General features: G+C 71.8%; 16 protein-coding genes, 1 tRNA gene and 1 pseudogene. 4 read left to right on the top strand and 14 right to left on the bottom strand.

Features of this window, described 5'->3' with window-relative positions; translation table 11 throughout:
• From M1O15_RS14775 to M1O15_RS14740, 8 genes are all read right to left on the bottom strand, one after another.
• Nucleotides 1–1,248, bottom strand: a 1,248-nt coding sequence (locus M1O15_RS14775; RefSeq protein WP_248634262.1) for an MFS transporter, incomplete at its 3' end; no start/stop codon positions are given.
• A gap of 73 nt (nt 1,249–1,321) precedes the next feature.
• A tRNA-Cys gene (locus tag M1O15_RS14770) sits at nt 1,322–1,392 on the bottom strand.
• A 7-nt stretch (nt 1,393–1,399) separates the two neighbouring features.
• Nucleotides 1,400–2,368 (bottom strand): thioredoxin-disulfide reductase, encoded by a 969-nt coding sequence (gene trxB, locus M1O15_RS14765; protein WP_248634280.1) that lies wholly within the window; start codon nt 2,366–2,368, stop codon nt 1,400–1,402.
• A gap of 89 nt (nt 2,369–2,457) precedes the next feature.
• Nucleotides 2,458–3,846, bottom strand: a complete 1,389-nt coding sequence (locus tag M1O15_RS14760; RefSeq protein WP_248634261.1) for a S8 family serine peptidase — start codon at nt 3,844–3,846, stop codon at nt 2,458–2,460.
• A gap of 229 nt (nt 3,847–4,075) precedes the next feature.
• Nucleotides 4,076–4,516 carry a thioredoxin family protein gene (locus tag M1O15_RS14755; protein WP_248634260.1) on the bottom strand — a complete coding sequence of 147 codons (441 nt, stop codon included), beginning with the start codon at nt 4,514–4,516 and terminating at the stop codon, nt 4,076–4,078.
• 76 nt (nt 4,517–4,592) lie between these two features.
• Entirely contained in the window at nt 4,593–4,982 is a 390-nt protein-coding gene (locus M1O15_RS14750; RefSeq protein ID WP_248634259.1) for a rhodanese-like domain-containing protein, read from the bottom strand.
• A gap of 84 nt (nt 4,983–5,066) precedes the next feature.
• A complete protein-coding gene (locus M1O15_RS14745; RefSeq protein ID WP_248634258.1) occupies nt 5,067–6,449 on the bottom strand; it encodes a purine-cytosine permease family protein in 1,383 nt (460 codons plus the stop codon).
• On the bottom strand, nt 6,446–7,144 hold the full coding sequence (locus M1O15_RS14740; RefSeq protein ID WP_282576771.1) for a tRNA-dependent cyclodipeptide synthase: 699 nt from the start codon (nt 7,142–7,144) through the stop codon (nt 6,446–6,448). The genes M1O15_RS14745 and M1O15_RS14740 overlap by 4 nt, the downstream gene beginning before the upstream one ends.
• A 271-nt stretch (nt 7,145–7,415) precedes the next feature.
• Between M1O15_RS14740 and M1O15_RS14730 the strand changes: the two genes are divergently transcribed.
• The gene (locus M1O15_RS14730) at nt 7,416–8,372 is read left to right on the top strand and encodes a LysR family transcriptional regulator (RefSeq protein ID WP_282576740.1); all 957 of its coding nucleotides are present in this window, start codon (nt 7,416–7,418) and stop codon (nt 8,370–8,372) included.
• 141 nt (nt 8,373–8,513) lie between these two features.
• Nucleotides 8,514–8,837, top strand: coding sequence for a LysR family transcriptional regulator (locus M1O15_RS14725; protein ID WP_248634256.1), 324 nt, complete (start codon nt 8,514–8,516; stop codon nt 8,835–8,837).
• Here the strand turns inward: M1O15_RS14725 and efeU are convergent.
• The 4 genes from efeU to M1O15_RS14705 form a co-directional block, all read right to left on the bottom strand.
• Nucleotides 8,834–9,649: an iron uptake transporter permease EfeU gene (efeU, locus tag M1O15_RS14720; RefSeq protein WP_248634255.1), complete on the bottom strand. Its 816-nt coding sequence runs from the start codon at nt 9,647–9,649 to the stop codon at nt 8,834–8,836. The two genes, M1O15_RS14725 and efeU, sit on opposite strands and share 4 nt — an antisense overlap.
• A 25-nt stretch (nt 9,650–9,674) precedes the next feature.
• Nucleotides 9,675–10,922, bottom strand: a complete 1,248-nt coding sequence (gene efeB, locus M1O15_RS14715) for an iron uptake transporter deferrochelatase/peroxidase subunit (protein WP_248634254.1) — start codon at nt 10,920–10,922, stop codon at nt 9,675–9,677.
• 9 nt (nt 10,923–10,931) lie between these two features.
• Nucleotides 10,932–12,077 (bottom strand): iron uptake system protein EfeO, encoded by a 1,146-nt coding sequence (efeO, locus tag M1O15_RS14710; RefSeq protein ID WP_248634253.1) that lies wholly within the window; start codon nt 12,075–12,077, stop codon nt 10,932–10,934.
• A gap of 185 nt (nt 12,078–12,262) precedes the next feature.
• Nucleotides 12,263–12,673: a Fur family transcriptional regulator gene (locus tag M1O15_RS14705; protein ID WP_248634252.1), complete on the bottom strand. Its 411-nt coding sequence runs from the start codon at nt 12,671–12,673 to the stop codon at nt 12,263–12,265.
• A gap of 381 nt (nt 12,674–13,054) precedes the next feature.
• Here M1O15_RS14705 and katG point away from each other — a divergent pair, with 381 nt between their 5' ends.
• A complete protein-coding gene (gene katG, locus M1O15_RS14700; RefSeq protein ID WP_248634251.1) occupies nt 13,055–15,310 on the top strand; it encodes a catalase/peroxidase HPI in 2,256 nt (751 codons plus the stop codon).
• Between the two features lie 272 nt (nt 15,311–15,582).
• Here katG and M1O15_RS31425 read toward each other — a convergent pair whose 3' ends face one another.
• Nucleotides 15,583–15,759, bottom strand: coding sequence for a SpoIIE family protein phosphatase (locus M1O15_RS31425; RefSeq protein WP_308282329.1), 177 nt, complete (start codon nt 15,757–15,759; stop codon nt 15,583–15,585).
• Nucleotides 15,760–15,818: 59 nt separating this feature from the next.
• Nucleotides 15,819–15,905: pseudogene (locus tag M1O15_RS31420) on the bottom strand (hypothetical protein); the annotation flags it as partial.
• A gap of 1,007 nt (nt 15,906–16,912) precedes the next feature.
• Here M1O15_RS31420 and M1O15_RS14690 point away from each other — a divergent pair.
• Entirely contained in the window at nt 16,913–20,395 is a 3,483-nt protein-coding gene (locus M1O15_RS14690; RefSeq protein WP_248634250.1) for a LamG-like jellyroll fold domain-containing protein, read from the top strand.
• Nucleotides 20,396–20,553: the final 158 nt, after the last annotated feature.

Genomic DNA, 20,553 nt, shown 5'->3' with positions numbered 1-20,553 from the left:
TCGAAATGACCGGAAGGCGTTTTCCCGGTGGGCGCCCGGCGGCGGATCCGGATCGGACGCCCCGCGTCCGCCGGTCCACCACAGAACCGCCGGCGCCAGCGCCACCAGGGCGCCGCCGAACCAGGGCAGCCAGCCGAGGCCGCCGCCGTCGGCGATGCGCCCCCCGCTCAGCGCCCCCAGCGAGATGGACGCGTTGAAGACCGAGATGAACAGGGCCGATCCCATGTCGCCGGCCCCCGGGGCGGCCCGCACCACATAGCCCTGGGCACTGAGCGAGACACCGCCGTAGGCCGTCCCCCAGGCGGCGAGCAGGATCCAGGGCGCGACCGGCGCCGCACCGAACGCCGGGATCAGTGCCATCGACCCGGCGAGCAGGACCGACACCCCGACCAGTGTGCCGCCGGGGGCGCGGGGGGCGCGTGCTCCGGCCAGGAAGTTCCCGGCCACCCCGGCGGCCCCGTAGACCAGGAGCAGGCCGCTGACCAGTCCCGGAGGTGTCGCGGCGACCGACTCCAGCAGGGGCCGCAGATAGGTGTAGACGCTGAAGTGGCCGGTCACCAGCAGCGCGGTGACGAGCAGACCGGCGCGCAGCCGTGTGTCGCGGAGCAGACCCGGCAGGTCCGCCGCCCGCACCGGCCGGTGCGACGGCAGCGGGGGGAGCAGTACCGCCAGGGCGGCGAGCAGCAGCAGGCAGAGCAGCCCCATCAGCGTGAAGGGCAGCCGCCAGTCGCCGAGGCCCCCGGCGAACGTGCCGAGAGGCACCCCGACGACGAAGCCGACAGCGATGCCACCGAAGATCACCGAGGTGGCGGCGGGGGCGCTTCTCTCCGGTACCAGGTGTACGGCGATGCCCACCGCGATCGGCCAGATCCCGCCGACGGCCAGCCCGATGAGCACCCGGGCCCCCAGCAGCACGGCGAAGTGCGGGGCGAACGCGGTGGCCAGGTTGGCCGCCGCCAGCAGGGCCATCAGCCCGCACAGCACCGGTCTGCGGTCCCGGCGGCCCGCGGCGAGGGCCAGCGGGGGCGCGGACAGCGCGGCCACGATCCCCGGAAGGGTCATCGCCAGCCCGGCCGTGCCATGGGAGACCCCGAGCGTCGTGCTCATCGGGGTCAGCAGGCCGACCGGCAGCATCTCGGTGGTGACCAGGGAGAAGACGGCAAGGGCCACGGCGGCCACCGCGAGCCCCCCGCGCGGCGGCGGGAGGGGCGGCTCGATGGCGGAGGGGCCCGGAGGGTGGTGGGACATGGCAGCGGATTTCCGTTCGCCGGGATGTTCGGCGGATTGTTCGCCGGATGTACTGCGGGGCTGGTTTCGACAGAGGCCGCGACCGGATTCGAACCGATGTAGACCGCTTTGCAGGCGGTTCCCTGACCACTCGGGCACACGGCCACCACCGTCACACCGTTCGCGACGGCGTGGCGGCAAGGGCGGATGACGACCGGGCATCGCGCCCGTCCCCGCCGTCGAGGGCGGCGAGGTAGCGCTCCGCGTCCAGCGCGGCGGCGCAACCGGTGCCCGCCGCCGTCACCGCCTGGCGGTAGACGTGGTCGACCACGTCCCCGGCGGCGAAGACACCGGGCACGCCGGTCCGGGTGGACCCCGGCTCCACCCGCAGATAGCCGTTCCCGTCGATGTCGAGGACTCCCGCGAAGAGTTCGCTGCGCGGGAGGTGCCCGATCGCCTCGAAGAGACCGGTCACCGGCAGGAGGACCCGCTCGCCGGTACGGACGGAGCGCGCGACGACCCCGGTGAGCGAGGGATCACCGCGCAGCTCCACCAGTTCGTGGTCCAGAAGAAGGGTGATCCTGGGGTCGGCCAGCGCGCGCCGCCGCATCACCCGGGAGGCGCGCAGGACCGAGCGGCGGTGGACGACCGTCACCGAGCGCGCGTACCGGCTGAGGAAGGCCGCCTCCTCCAGCGCCGTGTCACCACCGCCGACCACCGCCAGATCGTGGCCCCGGAAGAAGAAGCCGTCGCAGGTGGCGCACCAGGAGACGCCATGGCCGGCGAGTTCGTCCTCGCGGGGCAGACCGAGGCGGCGGTGGCCCGCCCCGGTGGCCACGATCACCGCGCGGGCCCGGTGGACCGCGCCCCGGGAGTCGGTCAACCGCTTGACGGGGCCGTCCAGTTCCACGGCCACCACCTCGCGTTCCAGGGTCCGCGCGCCGAACCGCTCCGCCTGGGCGCGCATCCGGTCCATCAGTTCCGGCCCCTGGACGCCCTCAGGGAAGCCGGGGTAGTTCTCCACCTCGGTGGTGGTGGCCAGCGCGCCGCCCGGGAAGGCCTCCCCGCACAGGACGAGCGGGCGGAGTTCGGCGCGCGCCGCGTAGAGCGCCGCGGTGAACCCGGCCGGGCCCGAGCCGATGACGGCGACCTCATGGAGCCCGTCGGCGCCCCCCTCTCCCGTACCGCCCCCGTCCCCGTACGGCCGGGGCCCCGGGAAGGACTCGGCGCTCACCGGCCCGGCTCCCCCGGCGCGGCCGCGCGGCCGGGCGCCTGGTCCGCCACGTACAGCAGGCGGTTGGGCGAGTCCTCGCCCGCGTTCCGTATCCGGTCCTTGGTCGAGCCGTCGGTCAGCGCCTGGTCCAGCTCGGCGGGGCCGGCCGTGGGCCGGGCCGCGAGATGCAGGGCCGCGGCCCCGGCGACCGCGGCCGCGGCGGCCGAGGTGCCGGTCAGGGTGGTCCAGCAGCGGTCGGACGCGGCGGACGCCGCCGGAACGCCGGCGCCGGGCGCGAACAGGTGCACACAGGAGCCGCGGCCCGTCCCCGCCACCCTGCCGTCGTCCCGCCCGGTGGCGCCGGCGGTCAGCGCGGTGGTCTGGCGACCCGGCGTCAGATCGCAGGAGTCGGTGTCGGAGCCGCCGGAGCCGCTGCCCGCCGGGGCCGTGTACGCGATGCCCTGTTCGGTCATCTGGTAGAGCTGGAGGTCCAGTACGGAGCCGGCGGGGCCGGAGAAGCCGAGGGCCACCACGGCGGGCTTGCGGGCATGGGTGGTGATCCAGTCCACCGCGGTGAGCAGGTGCTCCAGGGTGCCGGTGCCGTCGCAGCCCAGTGCCCGCACCGACTCCACCCGCGCCTGCCGGGCCACCCCGGTCGCCCGGCCCGCCGCGATGGCCGCGGTGGCGGTGCCGTGGCCGTGGCAGTCCTGGCCGCCGCCGCCCTCGCGCAGGCTGATCGCGTCATAGGCGCCGCGGGCGCGCCCGGCGAAGTCGCCGTGGCTGGTCCGGACCCCGGTGTCCACCACATAGACGCGCACCCCGGCCCCGGTCCGCCCGACGGAGTACCTGCCGTCTAGGGGCAGTTCCCGCTGGTCGATCCGGTCGAGCCCCCAGGGTGCGGACGCCGCCGGGGACGTCCCGCCGGAGACGGCGGGCGTGAGCCGCCCGGCCGCGCTGTAGGTCCGGTTCTCGGTGACGGAGCCGACCCGGGTGTCCTTGAGGTACTTCGTCAGCTGCTCGGGGGTGAGCACGGTGGAGAAGCCCTGCATCGGATCGGCGTACACGCGCCGCACACTGCCGCCGTGGGTGGCGGTCATCTCGGCGGCCACCTTGGTGACCGCCTCCTTGGTCGCCTCGACGTCGTTCAGCTGGACGATGTGGACGGCGGCGTCGGCGGCGGCCCGGTCCACGGCGGCGGGCGAGCCCGCGCCGGTGCGCCCCGCGGCCTGCGCGGACGTGGTCGCCGCGGCCGCCAGGGGCAGGCAGAGGGCGGCGGCCAGGGCCGCGGCGAGGCGTGCCCGGTCGAGGCGCCGGCGGCAGGAGGTACGGTGCCGGGCGGCGCGGAGCCGGCCGGGCGGCGTCTCCGGCGTCCCTGGCCGGCCGGTGGTGCTGTCGGAATGACGCATGGGCTGTGCCTTTCGTGGGGGGCGTGGTCTGACGGGGAGTGCGCGGAACCGGCGGGGTACGGCCCGCGGCGCGCCGACGGGCGCGTTGCCGCGAGCCGGGCTCCCGGCGCCGGGCCGAGCAGGGTTCACCGACCGGTCCCGGCGCCGGGGCCGGCGGAGCCGACCGGTCCCGGCGCCGGGCCGTTCTCTGGAGTCGACCGGTCCGGTGCCGGACCGGTCTCTCAGTGCCTCACAGGTTGTTCAGCCAGGTACGGAGCGACTGGGCCCCGTCGAAGCCCACCAGCCGGCTGCCGGCGTCCGCGCCGTTCTGCATGTTGACCAGCGTCGGCAGACCCTTGACCTTGAACTTCTTGAGCAGGTCGCGGTTGGTGTCGGCGTCGACGCGCGCCCAGATCCAGGCGCCCTTGTCGTCCTTGTTGTACTGGGCGAGGTAGGGCTTCTGCTTCTGGCACCAGCTGCACCAGGTGGCGGTGAAGTCGAGCACCACCGGTGTGGTCTTCGAGTACTCCACCACCTGGCCGAAGTTGGCCGAGGTGACGTCGATCTCGCTGGGGGCGGCGGCCTCGGCTCGGTGCGGCGCCGGAGCGGCGGGGGCGGCCGCGGCCGCGGGCAGGGCGGCTCCGCCCAGCATCAGCAGGGCGGTGGCCACCGTGGTGACTGTCTTGTGCATGACATTTCCTCCTGGGATTCGTTCGGTGCGGACAAACGGGGCGGCCGGCCCGGTGGTGTCCCGCCGGGCCGGGGGTTCAGGCGGCCGATCCGGCGCCGGGGGCGGGCCGCGCCGCAGCGAGGGACCCTTCGGTGGGCAGCCCGGCGGCCACCCAGTCCTCGATCCCCTCGCGGTACTTGCGCACCTCGGCGTAGCCCAGCTCGGCCAGCCGGGCGCCGACCAGCTCGCTGTTGCGGCAGGGCACGTTGGCGCAGTAGACGACGATCGGGAAGGCCCTGTCCGGCACCACCACGGGTGCGTGCGCGTCGGTGAACGCGGTGGCCTCCTCGTAGGGGAAGCCGGGGATGTTGCGGGCACCGGGCAGGTGCTCGCGCGCGTAGTAGTCGGCGGGCATGGTGTCGACGACGATCACGGACCGCTCCCGTATCGCCTGGCGGAGTTCTTCCCGGGTGATCAGCGGCAGCACGGCGGCCTCCTTGGGTGTTCTGGTCGGCGGTCGGAACGCGCCCCTCGGGGCGGGGGACGGCGGTACGGGGATCCGGACGGCGTGTCAGGCGTCGTACGGGACGGTCTCCGGTGGGCGTTCGCCGGACCGGGCGAGCCGGTCGCCGAGGCCGTGCGGCGCGGGGACGGCCCGCCGGGCCCGGGCGCGGCGCGCCGATACGAGGCCGACCGCGGCGTACAGCAGGAACGCCACCAGCAGCGAGTTGACGGCGGGGATGCCGGGCCCGACCCAGGTGCCCGCGGCCCAGCCGGCGGCCCAGCACACCAGGGAGAGCGGCAGCCACTGGGCGCCCGTCTCCGGCAGTACGCCGTCGGCCCGGGCCCGGTCGAACACCGGGCGGCACGTCCGCACCACGAAGTACTCGGCGATGATGACGCCGGCCACCGGCGGGGCCAGCACCCCGAGCGTGGTCAGGAAACCGGTGAAGTGGCCGACGATGCCCAGGGCCGAGAGCAGGGTGCCCACCGCGCCGAGGACGACCGTGACCCCGCGCCGGCCCAGCCGCCGGCCGAGCAGCACCTCGGCGGAGTTCACCAGGCCCAGCGAGGACGAGTAGAGGTTCCAGTCGTTGATCTTGACGATCGCGGTGGCCAGGACCAGGGTGCCGAGCAGTCCGGACGAGGAGGTGATGATGCCGACCACGTCGGCGCTGCGGGCGGCGTGGCCGAGGAGGACCGCGGTGAGGCCGATGACGTACTCGCCGAGCGTCACACTGATGACGGTCTGCTTGACGACGTCGGCCGGACTCCGGTTGAAGCGGGTCATGTCCGGGGTCATGATCGCGCCGAGCACGAAGGCGCCCGCCACCAGCGTGGTCCCCTCCGCCAGTGACATCACCGGACCCGGTGGCGGGGCGGTGGCCAGTTGGTCCAGGGAGTGGTGGCGCAGGGTGTCCACGATCGCGTAACCGGCCAGGGCCAGGAAGGCGGGCACGGTGAGCCACGCGGTCCGGGCCATCGCCTGGAAGCCGTACAGCGCGATCACCGTGACCGCGGTGCCGCCGGCGACCGCCCACACCCAGGCGGGCGCCCAGCCGGCCAGGTCGTGCATGCCCTCGGCGAAGACGCCGTTCTGGACCCCGAACCAGCCCGCCAGGCTGAGCGAGATCAGCAGGCCCACCGCCGCCGAGCCCTTGTGGCCGAAGCCCGCCCAGCGGGCCAGCACGGAGGTGGACAGCCCCTCCCGGACACCGGCGATGCCCAGGGCGATGGTGATGCACTCCAGCAGCACGGAGCCGAAGGTGATGGCCCAGAACGCGTCTTGGAAGGTCATGGAGTAGCCGAGAACGGCACCCACCATGAATTGCTGGAACGAGGAGACCTGGCCGAACCGCTGCACGGCCACGGATACCCAGGAGTGCCGCGCCTCCCGGGGCACGGGGGTCAGCGCATAGTCGTCGGCGGCCTCCGCCGGCCGGTCGGCCCTCATACCGGCTGCTCCACCAGAGGATTCTCGGTCACCACGAGAAATCCCTGCTGCTCGACGGGGTGCCACGCCAATTCCCTCCGGTAGAAGCGTTCCAGGAAACGGACGCGCTGGTGGTAGACGAAGAGCGAGGAATGTCCGGGACCGCCCAGGCAGATGGCGGCCGAGTCGGTGAACATCGGCAGCTCGGCCAGGAAATAGCGCACCGCGAGCAGCAGCTGCTCCCCGGTGGGCTCCCGGCCGTCCGGCAGCTTGCGGTCGAGCACCCAGCGGGAGGCGTCCAGGCAGGCGTCGCGGAAGTCGTCATGGGTGTCGAACAGCCGGCGCGCGTGGTCGTGCAGCTCCTGGTAGCGGGGGCACTCCGCCAGGCGCCGGGCCCCCCACACCAGGTCCTCGGGCCGGGCGACCCCGAGTGAAGTGAGCGCGGTGGCCACCTTGTTGTGCACATAGGCGCCCTGGCGGGCGGCCTTGTGCCGGGCGCGCTCCGCCGGGTAGCCCAGCGCCTGGAGGGTGTACACGGCAGCGGCGTCCGGGACGAAGAAGTGGCAGGAGCCGAAGCGGGCCATGGCCCAGCCGGCGAGCGCGGCGATGCGCCGGGTGCTGAAGTAGCTATTGAAAGGGCTGATCCCTATGCACACATGATCAGCCTCGGACAGCACGTGCTTACACTTTTCAGTCAGTGGTTCAAGGTCGAACATCATCAACCCTTGTGGTGGTGGGGGACGCAGCTCGCGCGGCACGGCCCGCGATTCGGCTGAGCCGATTCTCACCTGGCGGGAACGCTCCCGGGTAATGCCGGAGCGCTATGCCTTCGCCGCATATCCCCGGTCACCACCCGGGGGACATACTCGACATATCCGTCGAAGAAATCCGGGCGATCGGATGCGTCTACTCGCGTAACATTTCGTCGGAGGACAAATTTATCCACAGGTGTGGTGACGGGCACCCGATGGCGGTTTACTGCGCGCCATGAATCTGGAGCTGCGCCATCTGCGCATCCTGCGCGCCGTGGCCGAACTCGGCAGTGTCAACCAGGCGGCCACCGCCCTGGGCCTGTCGCAGCCGAACCTCAGCCGGCAGGTGCGCCGCCTGGAGGAGACCCTGGGCGGAACGCTCTTCGAGCGGGACATCCAGGGCGCCCGGCCCACCGCGCTCGGCCTCGCCGTCCTGGACCGCGCCGAACCGATCGTGCACCTCCTGCACGAACTGGAACAGCGGCTGGCCGCCCTGCACGCGCAGCGGGACCGCCTGCTGCGGGTGGGGTGGGCCACCACTCCGCTGCACGAACTCCTGCTGCGCTGCCTCGACTGCGTCGACGTCGGCGTCCGGCGCCCCCGGGTCCGGACGGCCGCCTCCTCATGGGAGCTGGCGGAGCTGGTCCGGGCCGGCGAGATCGACATCGCGCTGATCGACACCTACAGCGACACCCCGCCGCTGTCCCGGACCGATCTGGCGGAGGTGGTCGTCGGATGGTCGCAGGTGGCGCTGGCGATGGGCGCGACCCATCCCCTGGCCCGCGCCCCGAGCATCGCCATGGCCGACCTCGCGGACGAGGACTGGATCACCTGCTCAGGACCGGACGGCTGCACCGACAAGCTGCGCGCGCTCTGCGCGGGCTCCGGTTTCGACCCCCGGCTCACCCACTACCTGCCGCCGGTGAGCGACTGCCGGGGGGCCATCCTCCGCAGCCGGCGGTGTGTGACGCTCCACCAGGTCCTGCGCCCGGTCCCGCCCGGGGTGGTGCTGCGCCCGATCGCCGACCTGACCCTCGGCATCCGGCACTCCCTGCTGTCCCGCCCCGACGGCCCGGGCGCGGCGCTCATGCCCGCGTTCGCCCGGTGCCTCATCAGCGCCCTGCGGGTCCTCGCCCGCCAGCGGGCCACGGCGGTGGACGCCTCCGGGCTCCGAGCGGTCCGCCCCGCCTGACACGGCACCCGCGGACCGCCACAGCCCGGCACCACCGGCCGGCACGACCCGGCACCCACCGATCGGCACGACCCGGCACCCGCACCCGCCGCCCCGCCGGACGCGATCCTCCCCCGCCCCCCCCACTCATGGGATCCCCACATGGACATCGAACTCCAGGACCTCCAACTGCTGCGGGCGATCGACCAGGCCCGCACCCTGCACGGCGCCGCCCGGCTGCTCGGCGTCAACCGGACGACCGTCACCCGCCGGCTGCACCGGCTGGAACGGATCTGCGGCTTCTCGCTGTACCTCCGATGTCCCGGCGGAGTCGTCCCCACCACCGCCGGGCGGCTGCTGCTGTGCTACGCCCAGCGCGTGCTCCCGCTGGTGGACGACCTGTGCGCCACCGCCGCCCGGAGCGACCGGGAACCGGCGGCGCACCACGAGATGCCCGAGTCCGAAGACCCCCCGCCCGCCGACTAGGCGGTCGCCGTCCGGCGGCGGGGACGGAGGAAGAGGACCAGGACCGGCACGACGTACAGGCACCAGACGACGGCCTGGAGCACGGTCGGGTCGGGCTGGAAGTTGAGGACGCCCTTGAGGAGGGTGCCGTACCAGCTGTCCGGCGGGACCGCGGCCGAGACGTCGAAGGCCTTGTCGGCGAGACCGGGCAGGAAGCGGGCCTCCTGGAGGTCGTGGACGCCGTAGGCCAGGACCCCGGCGGCGACCACCACCAGCAGGGCGCCGGTGACGGTGAAGAAGCGGGCCAGATCGATCCGCAGGGCGCCCCGGTAGAACAGCCAGCCCAGCAGCACGGCGGTGGCCAGTCCCAGGAGTACGCCGATCAGCGGGGCCTGGGTGCCCTCGCCGCTCGCCCGCACCGAGGCCCAGACGAACAGGGCCGTCTCCAGTCCCTCGCGGCCGACCGCGAGGAAGGCGGTGGCCACCAGGGCGGTGGTGCCCATGGTCAGGGCCTGGTCCAGCCGGTCGTGCAGCTCGGCCCTGAGGTGGCGGGCGGTGCGGCGCATCCAGAACACCATCCAGGTGACCAGCCCCACCGAGACCAGCGACAGCGTTCCGCCGAGCGCCTCCTGCGCCTCGAAGGTGAGCTCCCGGGAGCCGAACTCCAGGGCGGCGCCGAAGGCGAGGGAGAGCGCGCAGGCCGCGGCGACTCCGAGCCACACCGGCCGCAGCGCGTCCCGGCGCCCGGTCTTGACGAGGTAGGCGATCAGGATGCAGACCACCAGGGCGGCCTCCAGTCCCTCGCGCAGGCCGATCAGGTAGTTGCCGAGCATCCCGGCCCCCTTCGGGAGGAGTTGGTCATGTGAAGAGTCCCCGGGCCCACCAGTCGCGCTCGTCGCGGACGCCCGGCGGGATGGCGAACACCGCCGAACCGGTGTGCTGGATGTACTCGTTGAGCGCGTCGTTCCGGGAGAGCGCGCGCTGCACCGGGATGAAGGCGTCGCGCACGTCGCGCTGGTAGGCGAGGAAGAACAGTCCGGCGTCCAGGCGGCCCAGGCCGTCGGTGCCGTCCGTGAAGGAGTAGCCGCGGCGCAGCATCCGGGCCCCGCCGTTGCTGTCGGGGTGGGCGAGGCGGACGTGCGCGGTGGGCAGCATCGCCGTGAGCAGCGGGGCGTCGTGCTCACCGGCCTTGGCCACCGGGGCGCCCTCGCCCTTGGTGCGGCCGATGACGTCCTCCTGCTCCCGCAGCGAGGTGCGGTCCCAGGTCTCGATGTGCATCCGGATGCGCCGGGCGACCAGGTAGGAGCCGCCCGCCATCCAGTCCGGCCCGTCGGCCGCCGGCACCCAGACATGGCGGTCCAGCGCCTTGTCATCCGTGCCGGCGATGTTGGCGGTGCCGTCCTTGAAGCCGAACAGGTTGCGCGGCGTCTGGCTGTCCGGGGTGGTCGACGACGTCTTGCCGAAGCCGAGCTGGGACCAGCGCACGGCGACCCGGCCGAAGCCGATACGGGCCAGGTTGCGGACGGCGTGCACGGCGACCTGGGGGTCGTCGGAGCAGGCCTGGACGCACAGGTCTCCCCCGCCGCGCGCCGGGTCGAGGTTGTCGCCGGGGAACTTCGGCAGCTCGGCCAGGGCGGCGGGGCGCCGGGTGTGCAGGCCGAAGCGGTCCTTGGCGAACAGCGACGGCCCGAGCCCCAGGGTGAGGGTGAGCCGGGCGGGCCTCAGTCCGAGCGCCTCGCCGGTGTCGTCGGGCGGCGCCTCGGGCAGCCCGCCGGTGGCGCCCCCGCCCACCGGGCGGCCCTGGGTCAGGGCGGCGGCCGCTGCCGACCACTCCCGCAGCAGCGCGGCGAGTTCGGCGCGGTCGGTGGTGGTGACGTCGAAGGCGGCGAAGTGCAGCCGGTCGGGGACGGCGGTGGCGATGCCGGCCTGCCGGGGCCCGTGGAAGGGGACGGCGTCCGGCGCCGGAGCACCACCGCCCCCGCCCCGGTGCAGCGCGGTGGCGCCGCCGACGGCCGCCGCGCCCAGCGCCAGCCCGGCACCGCCCCAGCCCAGCAGGGAGCGCCGGGAAGGCGCCGGCGCGGCTTCCTCGTGCGAAGGGTCCGCCATGGCGTCCGGCTACTTCCCGACCACGGCCGCCGCGAGCTTCGACAGCGGCTCGGCCAGGGCGTTGACGGCGTCAGAGAGCTTCTTGCGGTCGGCCTCGCGGACGGTGTCGTAAGCCCGGAAGTCATGGCTGCCCGGCCCGTCGCGGTAGGCGTCCACCTTCTTGTCCAGGTCGGCGAAGGCCGCGTCCAGCCGCTTCACCAGCGCCGCGTCGTTCTTCTCGGCCGTGGCGCGCAGCAGGGTGTACGCCTTCTCCGCGCCCTCCACGTTGGCCTTGAAGTCGACCAGGTCGGTGTGGCTGTAGCGCTCCTCCTCGCCGGTCACCTTGCCGGTGGCGACCTCGTCGAGGAGCTCCTTGGCGCCGTTGGCCATCGAGGTGGGGGTGATCTGCGCGGTGCCCACCCGGCGCTGCCAGTCGGTCAGGTCGGCCAGCAGCCGGTCGGCGAGCTGCTTGTCCCGGTCGGTGATCTTGCCGTCCTTCCAGAGCGAGCGCTCCAGGCGGTGCCAGCCGGTCCAGTCCTTCTCCGGGTCCTGGCCCTCCTCCAGCCCGTCCTCGCGGACGTCCACCTTGGGGTCGATGTCCCCGAAGGACTCGGCCACCGGCTCGGTGCGCTCCCAGCCGATCCGGGAGGGCGCGTAGGCCTTCCTCGCGGCCGCCAGGTCGCCGGCCTTGACCGCCTCGGTGAACGCCTCGGCCTTGGGCAGGGTCTCCTCGGCCTGCTCGCGGACATAGGTGCGGTACGCGGCGACGGCCTCGTCCAGCCGGGGGTCGCGCTTGGCGGCCTTGCCGCCCGTGACGGTGAGCTTCTGCCGGATGCCGTCGCCCTTCATCCCCGGCTTGCAGGCGATCTCGTACGCGCCGGGCTGGATCTCGGCGGTGATGTTCGCCTTCGTACCGGCGCCTATGTTCTCGCGCTCGGTGACGATCCGGTCGTCCGGGTAGAGGACGTAGACCTCGGTCACCTTGGAGCCCTTGTTCTCCACGGCCAGTTCCAGGTGGCCCGCCGCGATCTCCGTGCGGGAGGTCTCGCAGGCGGTGTCGGTGGCGGTCACCCGGATCGCGTCGTCGCCGGCGTCGGCCTTCTCGGCGCAGCCGGCGAGGGCGAGCAGGGCGGCGACGGCGGACAGGGCGGCGACGGGGCGCGTGATGGGACGCATGGGTACTCCGGCAGGTGAGGGTGCGCCTTCGGTCGAGAGGATGACTGAGGCTGGCCTAACCTAACTGCGCCGCATTCCGCTTTGCCGTTCCTTGGCCGATTCCGGGTACGGGCATAAGGGATTCGACACGCCGCCGTGACGCCGGCCGAGAAGTCGATCAGGCACCACCCGCGGGCGCTCCGCCGTCAGGCGCAGCCCGGGCACAGCCCGCGGTAGGTCACCTCCACCGAGCCGACGGTGAACCCGAACCGCTCCGCCTCGGGCAGGTCGCCGAGGGCGTCGCCGACCGGGTGGACGTCGCGGACCGAGCCGCAGCCGGAGCAGACCAGGTGCTGGTGGGGGCGGCGCGCGTTCGGGTCGTAGCGCTTGGCCCGGCCCACGGTGGAGACCTCCAGCACCTCGCCGAGCGCGACGAGCTCCCCCAGTGTGTTGTAGACGGTGGCGCGGGAGATCTCGGGCAGTCGCGCGGCTGCCCGCAGATGGACCTCGTCGGCCGTCAGGTGCACATGGTCGCCGTCGAGGACCTCCGCGACGACGCGCCGCTGCGAGGTCAGCCGCCAGCCACGCCCCCGCAGCCGCCGTAGGAGATCGCTCATCTCGTTTCACCTGCCCGCTTCTTGGGGAGCACACGGTCCCCGGAAGATCCGTGAGCGCCGCGCTCCGGTCGCCATGCCGCCCTTAGTGCACTTCTTGACTTGGACGAAGTCCATCGTAGGATCGATCCCAGCGACAGCCTAGAGACAGGAAGACTCCGGTTCGGCAGCAGAGACACCCGGCGGAACACCGCCGGCCGACGGCGCGGCACCGCCCGCCGGCCGGGCACCGTCCCCGTCGCCCCGCCCGGGAGCGCGGTCTCCGTGCGGCGTTCGAACGGCCTGCGACGAGGCCCCGGCACCCGGCGTGCCCCTTCTGTACGACCCGCATCCTCCTCCCCCGTTCAGCGCCCTCACGACCCGCCGGGTCCGGAAGGATTTCCCATGAGCGAGAACCACGAGTCGCACGTCTTCGACCCCGTCACGCCGGACTCCCCCGAGACGGCCGTTCCGGAGGTGCCCGAGGCGCAGGCGGCCGGGTGCCCGGTGGCCCACGGCCGCGCGCCGCACCCCACCCAGGGCGGGGGCAACCGCCAGTGGTGGCCGGACCGCCTCAACCTGAAGATCCTCGCCAAGAACCCCGCCGTGGCGAACCCGCTGGGCGCGGACTTCGACTACGCGAGCGCGTTCCAGGGGCTCGACCTGCCGGCGGTGAAGCGGGACATCGCCGAGGTGCTCACCACCCCGCAGGACTGGTGGCCGGCGGACTTCGGCCACTACGGGCCGCTGATGATCCGGATGGCCTGGCACAGCGCCGGCACGTACCGCATCAGCGACGGCCGCGGTGGCGCGGGCGCCGGTCAGCAGCGCTTCGCCCCGCTGAACAGCTGGCCGGACAACGGCAACCTGGACAAGGCCCGCCGCCTGCTCTGGCCGGTGAAGAAGAAGTACGGCCAGGCGCTGTCCTGGGCCGACCTGCTGATCCTCACCGGCAACGTCGCCCTGGAGACCATGGGCTTCACGACCTTCGGCTTCGCCGGTGGCCGCGAGGACGTGTGGGAGTCGGAGGAGGACGTCTACTGGGGCCCGGAGACCACCTGGCTCGACGACGAGCGCTACACCGGCGACCGTGAGCTGGAGAGCCCCCTCGGCGCGGTCCAGATGGGCCTGATCTACGTCAACCCCGAGGGCCCCAACGGCAACCCCGACCCGATCGCCGCCGCCCGCGACATCCGCGAGACCTTCCGCCGGATGGCGATGAACGACGAGGAGACCGTCGCCCTCATCGCCGGCGGCCACACCTTCGGCAAGACGCACGGCGCCGGCCCGGCCGAGAACGTCGGCGCGGACCCCGAGGGCGCCCCGATGGAGGAGCAGGGCCTGGGCTGGCGCAGCACCTACCGGACGGGCAAGGGCGGCGACGCCATCACCAGCGGCCTGGAGGTGACCTGGACCAGCACCCCCACCGCCTGGGGCCACGAGTTCTTCCACAACCTCTTCGCCTACGAGTACGAGCTGACCACGTCCCCCGCCGGTGCCAAGCAGTGGGTCGCCAAGGACGCCGAGGAGACCATCCCGTACGCGCACGACGCGTCGAAGAAGCACAAGCCGCAGATGCTCACCACCGACCTCTCACTGCGCTTCGACCCCGCCTACGAGCAGATCTCGCGCCGCTTCCACGAGAACCCGGACCAGTTCGCGGACGCCTTCGCCCGCGCCTGGTACAAGCTGACGCACCGCGACATGGGCCCGATCCAGCGCTACCTGGGTCCGGAGGTGCCCTCCGAGGTGCTGCTCTGGCAGGACCCGCTGCCCGCGCGCACCGGTGAGCCGCTGACCGCCGCGGACATCGCCGCCCTCAAGGAGCAGGTCCTCGCCACCGACCTGACCGTGTCCCAGCTGGTCTCGGCCGCCTGGGCGTCGGCCTCGTCCTTCCGCGGCAGCGACAAGCGCGGCGGCGCCAACGGCGCCCGGATCCGCCTGGAGCCGCAGCGCGGCTGGGAGGCGAACGACCCGGACGAGCTGGCCCAGGTCCTGCGCGCCCTGGAAGGCGTCCAGCAGTCCTTCAACGCCCGGGGCGGCAACCAGGTCTCCCTCGCCGACCTGATCGTCATCGCCGGCAGCGCGGCCGTCGAGCAGGCGGCCGAGGACGCCGGCGTCGCGGTGGAGGTGCCGCTCACCACGGGCCGGGTCGACGCCACCCAGGAGCAGACGGACATCGAGTCCTTCGCCGCCCTGGAGCCCTTGTACGACGGCTTCCGCAACTACGTCGGCAAGGGCACCCGCCTGCCCGCCGAGTACCTGCTCCTCGACCGGGCCAACCTGCTGACGCTGAGCGCCCCGGAGACCACCGTCCTGGTCGGCGGCCTGCGCGTGCTGGGCGCCAACACCGGCGGCTCCCGGCACGGCGTCCTCACCGACCGCCCGGGCACGCTGACCAACGACTTCTTCGTGAACCTGCTCGACCTGGGCATCACCTGGAAGTCCACGTCCTCGGCCCAGGACGAGTTCGAGGCCCGCGACGAGACCGGCCGCGTCAGGTGGACCGGCACCCGCGCCGACCTGGTCTTCGGCTCGAATTCCGAACTCCGCGCCCTCGCCGAGGTCTACGCCTCCGACGACGCGCGGGAGAAGTTCGTGAAGGACTTCGTCGCCGCCTGGGCGAAGGTCATGGACCTCGACCGCTTCGACCTGGTCTGACACTCTCACCCGAAGCAGGGGGCGGGACCGGCGCGCACGCACCGGCCCCGCCCCCTCGGCCTGTCCGCCTTCATCGGCCACAGCACCCCCACCCCCTGTCCGGGACGATCCCGTCGCACCCACGCCGGACCGGCCGCCGGGTCCCGCGCCGTGAACCGAGCGGCCGGCACGGCCACGCCGCCCTCCGCGTCACGCGCGCCCAGCCCGTCGACGACCGCGCCGACCAGTCCGGCCACGCTGAGCCGGCCCAGCGAGACATTGATGTCCTCACCTCACCGCTCCACCAGGCCGTCGGTGAACAGCAGCAGTGTGTCGTCGGCGGTCATTCGGCGTGTGACGAGCCGATAGCCCCCGAGCCCGGTGCCCCATGGCGGCCCCACCGGCAGCTCCCCCACCATCGCGGTGCCGTCCGCGTGGAGGATGCCCGGCGGCCAAGAAGAAGGTCCCACGCGGGGTCCATCCGCACCAGCACACAAGTGGCGAGCCGCCGCGCCGCCGCGTCTACCAGGGCGTCCAGCCTGCACAGCACCTGGTGCGGCGCCAGATCGATGGAGGCCATGTCACGCAGCGCTCCTCGACACACGTTCATGTTCATGTCCCCGGCGGCCTCGACGCCATGACTCATGACGTCGCCCACCACCAGCAGCGTGCGGCCGAAGTGCAGCCGCACCGTCTGGTACCAGCCACCAGTCGGCGGCGAGGCCCCTGGGTCCACCAACCACCCCGACGAACAACTAGCCAGTCACCAGCCGTCGCTCGACAGCCATTCTCTCGCCGAGCGTTTCGGCATGGCCTTCAGGGGCCGCCCATCGTGCGGGGCAACTCCGGCGACAGAGGGACAATCCTCCTAGCGGGCCAACCGCAGTCGTACCGATCAGTCCGGCTTCGTCAATCCCCGCCAAGGCCGGACCTTGCTCAGCCCAGGAAACTCAGCCCCCACAACGACCGAACCCGAGCGCTGCAAGACTGGCCGCGATACGACCTGCCAGAGACTGGATTCACCCAGAGGGCACGGTGCAAGTGAATGAAATCGAGCCCATACTCAAGTAGAGCCGCAGATCAGCCACTCTCGGCCCCGCACCCGCGGGAGTGTTCCGTGAGTGGAGCCGGTGCCGCTCCAGGAGGTGGGGTCGGCCCCGCGCCTCCTAGACGACTCGACTCAGCCCAGGAAGCTCAACCGCACCGTCCGCTCCGGGTTGTCCTTGTTCGTGTCCGCCAACCTCCGCAAGGACAACCCTCAGCGTAGCGGCGGCCGATCGCCAGGGTTCCTCCCATACGAGCCCCGATCAGGCGCTCTTTACAGTAAGTGATGAGAGCCACACGGCAAGTTGCTGCCTTTCGCCCCGAATGCCCCCTCCCTGCAGCCCCAATGGCATAGACCTCTACCCCTCGTTCTCCTACCATCACTCCGATCACATGATCTTCATGAAATTCTCAGATTGCGGGTAATCGGTAGTGAGAAGACGTGGGCACCGCGAGAGAGCGGTGCGGGGGGTAGCCGCAACGACACTGTCGTTGCTGGTGGTTGGAGCCTCATTCGGGTTGGCGTCTCCTCAGGCGCAAGCCGGCGGCACGACGGACGGGGCGGCTGAGGCTCCCGAGGTGACCTCCAGCGCCCCCGCCGATGACGCCGCAAGGGGCAAGGCGTTCTGGCAGGACGATGTACTCCCGGCCAAGTCCGCTGAGCAGAAGGCCTCCGAGCAGGCGGTCTCGCAGGGTCGGCGGGTCGAGGTCACCGCCCTGACGAACGAGACGAATCAGACCTTCGCCAACAGCGATGGAACGTTCACCGTCGAGTCGTCACCGATACCCGAGCGAGTCCTCAAGGGCGGCGTGTGGGTGCCGGTGGACACGTCCTTGACGAGCCGCGCGGATGGCAGTCTGGTGCCGAAGGCAGCGCAGGACATCGTCCTGTCCGGCGGCGGAACCACCGCACTTGCCGTTATCACTCGCAACGGCAAGACCTACGAACTCGGCTCACCGTGGAAGCTGCCCGCCCCGAGAGTCTCGGGCTCGACGGCCGTATACGAGTCCGTTCGGCCCGAGGTCGACCTGGTGGTGCAGATCCGCCCGGACGGGTTCACCCAAAACCTCGTCGTGCACTCCCGTCAGGCCGCCATGGATCCTGCCCTGGCGGCGATCCACTTCCCGGTCAAGGCCAAGGGCCTGTCAGTCCGACCCGCGGCGGACGGCAGCGTCTCCCTGCGGGACTCCGGCGGCCGCGCCGTCTTCTCCAGCAGCGCCGCTCTCATGTGGGACTCGACCCCGACCACCCCCTCGGCGTCCGCCAAGACCGCCGCCAGGAGCGGCTCTTCCACCGTGGCCTCGCGGAGCTCGGGTTCGGAGGTGCCTGACCCGGAAGGCGCGGTCACACCTCAGCCGGGTTCCAAGACCGCCGTGGCTGACGTATCCATGAGCAGCAGCGCGTTGTCGCTGACGCCTGATCGATCCTTCCTCACCGCCGCCGACACCACCTACCCGGTCGTCATCGACCCTCCGGCGGTCAGCGCCAGCCTCACCGGCTGGACCACCATCTGGTCCGATTCGCCGTCAACCTCCTTCTGGAAGACCTCCCATGCTCTCGGCGTCGGCTACGACGCCTATGTGGACATGAAGAAGGCCAAGTCCTTCTACCAATTCGACACCCGCAAGGTCGGCGGCAAGAAGATCCTCGACGCGACCTTCACGGCTTATGCCATCTGGTCGGCCAACTGCGATAAGCGGGACGTCAACCTCTACCGCACCAATACGATCTCCAGCTCGACGACGTGGAACAAGCCGCCTACGGGCTGGTCGTACGTCAGCAAGGTCTCCGCGGCGAAGGGCTTCTCGTCAAACTGCCCTGACGGGGACATCGAGTTCGACGCGACTTCCGCTGTGGCCTACACGGCCAAGGCGAAGTCGACCACGACGACGCTCGGGCTGACGGCGAGCGAGTCGGACCCGATCGCGTGGAAGCAGTTCATGTCGCCGGCCGACGACCGGGCTACCTCCTCTCGCAAGCCGAGACTGTCGATCACCTACGTCACGCCCCCGTCCAACGCCCCGTCCTCGGTGAAGCTGCTCGATCCCAACGTGGCGTGTTCCTCCTCCTCGGCCGCGCCGCTCATCCGGGATACCACCCCGCGAGTGACCGCGACCCCCACCTCGTCCGATGCCGCGAACGCCTCTCTGCGGCCCAACTTCGAGCTGTACGCGGGGTCCAGCACCAAGCCGACCGCATTGAGCCCGAGCACGTGGACGGCCAGCGGCACAGGGGGATCTGTGCCGACCGCGGCGCTGACCAGCGGAACCACCTACAAGTTCAGGGCCCGGTCGGAGTACCGCTACACCTGGGCAGGTTCGACCGGATACCTGCACGGGCCGTGGTCCGGCTACTGCTACTTCAAGGTCGACGTCAGCGCCCCGCCCCAGCCGACGGTGACCTCTGCGGCCTATCCCGAGTGCGCCGGCACAAACTGCAACGCCTCGCCGGAGACAGGAAGCGTCGGGCAGACCGGCACGTTCAAGATCAGCGCAGGTGCCTCGGATGTGCGCAGATACGACATCTGGCTGAACGGCGTTCTTGTGGAGAGCAAGGTCTTCACCGCGAACACGGCCAGCTACGAGCGCAAGGTCACTCCCACGAAGAGGCTCACCAACACCTTGCGGGTGCAGACAGTCGACGCGGCAGGCAACCGCAGCGCCTCGAAGGACTACCTCTTCAAGGTGGCCAAGGCCTCCAATCCGCTCGGTGAGTGGAAGCTGGACTCGACCGGGTTCAACGCGGGTGGCTCATCTCACGCCCTCACCCTGGGCGGCGGGGCTGCCTGGACCACGCCCGCCCGACTGCAGGGCGGTCTGCGACTCAACGGCACCAGCGCCTACGCGGCGACCGCGGGACCAGTGGTGGACACCACGGGCAACTTCTCGGTGTCGGCGTGGACCAAGCTCGGCAGCCGGGACCAGATCAGCACCGTGGCCAGCCAGAACGGCGCCCAGGTGGGCGCGTTCCAGCTGTACTACTCCAACTCCTACGACCGCTGGGTCTTCAACCGGTACAGCTCCGACGGTTCCAGCCTGGTGCGGGCCGTCTCATCGAGGCCCGGTGTCCTGGGGGCATGGACGCATCTGCTCGCGGTGTACGACCGTGACGCGCAGCAGATCAAGCTCTATGTCAACGGCCGGCTTGAGGCGACCACCGCCTACACCACACCGTGGGCGGCGACCGGATCCTTCGAAATCGGCCGTATGAAGGCGCCCAACGGCACCCCGGGCAGCTACTTCAAGGGTGATCTGGACCAGGTGCAGGCCTGGAACCGGGTCGTGTTCCCCGATGAGTTGTGGGCCGAAGCCAACCTCGAGAACCCCGACTCGGGGTACCCTCAGCCCGCGCTCCTGGCGCACTGGAACATGGACAACGCCTCCGGCGCGACCGCGCCTGACGCGTCAGGACGCGGTAACGCCCTCACCGTCTCCTCGGGCGCCGGCTTCACGCTGGCGGACGATCCCGCCCACGGCACTGTTCTCAACCTGCCGGCAGGTCAGTCCGGTACCGGATCGGCCCCGGTGAAACTGGACGAGTCCGGCAGCTTCACCGTGGCCGGCTGGGTGAACCTGGACGCCGAGGTGCTGGAAAGCACTACGGGCGCTCACTCACCCACCGTGTTCGCCCGTCCCGGCCTGCAGCGCAACGCCTTCCGCCTCTGGTACCGGCAGGAGATCGGCGAGCAGGTCGGCGACTGGAACTTCGGCCTGTACGAGACCGACGTCCTGAACGGACCCGCCGCCACCGTCACCTCCGAGCAGGTGAATCCGCCCGGCAACTGGATCCACGTGGTCGGGGTGTTCGACTCCGTGAACCAGTCCGCCAAGCTCTACCTCGGCGGCGTCAGAGAGGGCGCGGAGGACGGAGTGTTCGTCGACAGCGTCTTCCAGTCCGACCAGCCCCTCATGGTGAGCCAGGCCCGGCGCCACGACAACGGCACCTGGGGCAATCGCCTCATGGGGCAACTCGACGACATGCGTGTCTACGCGGGTGTCCTGTCCGAGGCGGAGATCACCCAGCTGGCCACGGTCGACGAACCGCCGGTCGAGATCGGCTAGATCCGAGCCACCTCAGCCCTTCCCACCGCTACATCCACCCGCGGTGGTGGCCCCTGCCGACAAGCCCGGGCCACCACCGCTGTCCGAGAACCCGGAGCAACCACTTGACCAGCACAAGACATGTGCTGCCGTCATGGTCATGGAGAGGGGCGAGCCGC

The organism is Streptomyces lichenis, assembly GCF_023218175.1.
Taxonomy (GTDB): Bacteria; Actinomycetota; Actinomycetes; order Streptomycetales; family Streptomycetaceae; genus Streptomyces; species Streptomyces lichenis.
This window is presented reverse-complemented; position numbering and strand designations above follow the sequence as displayed.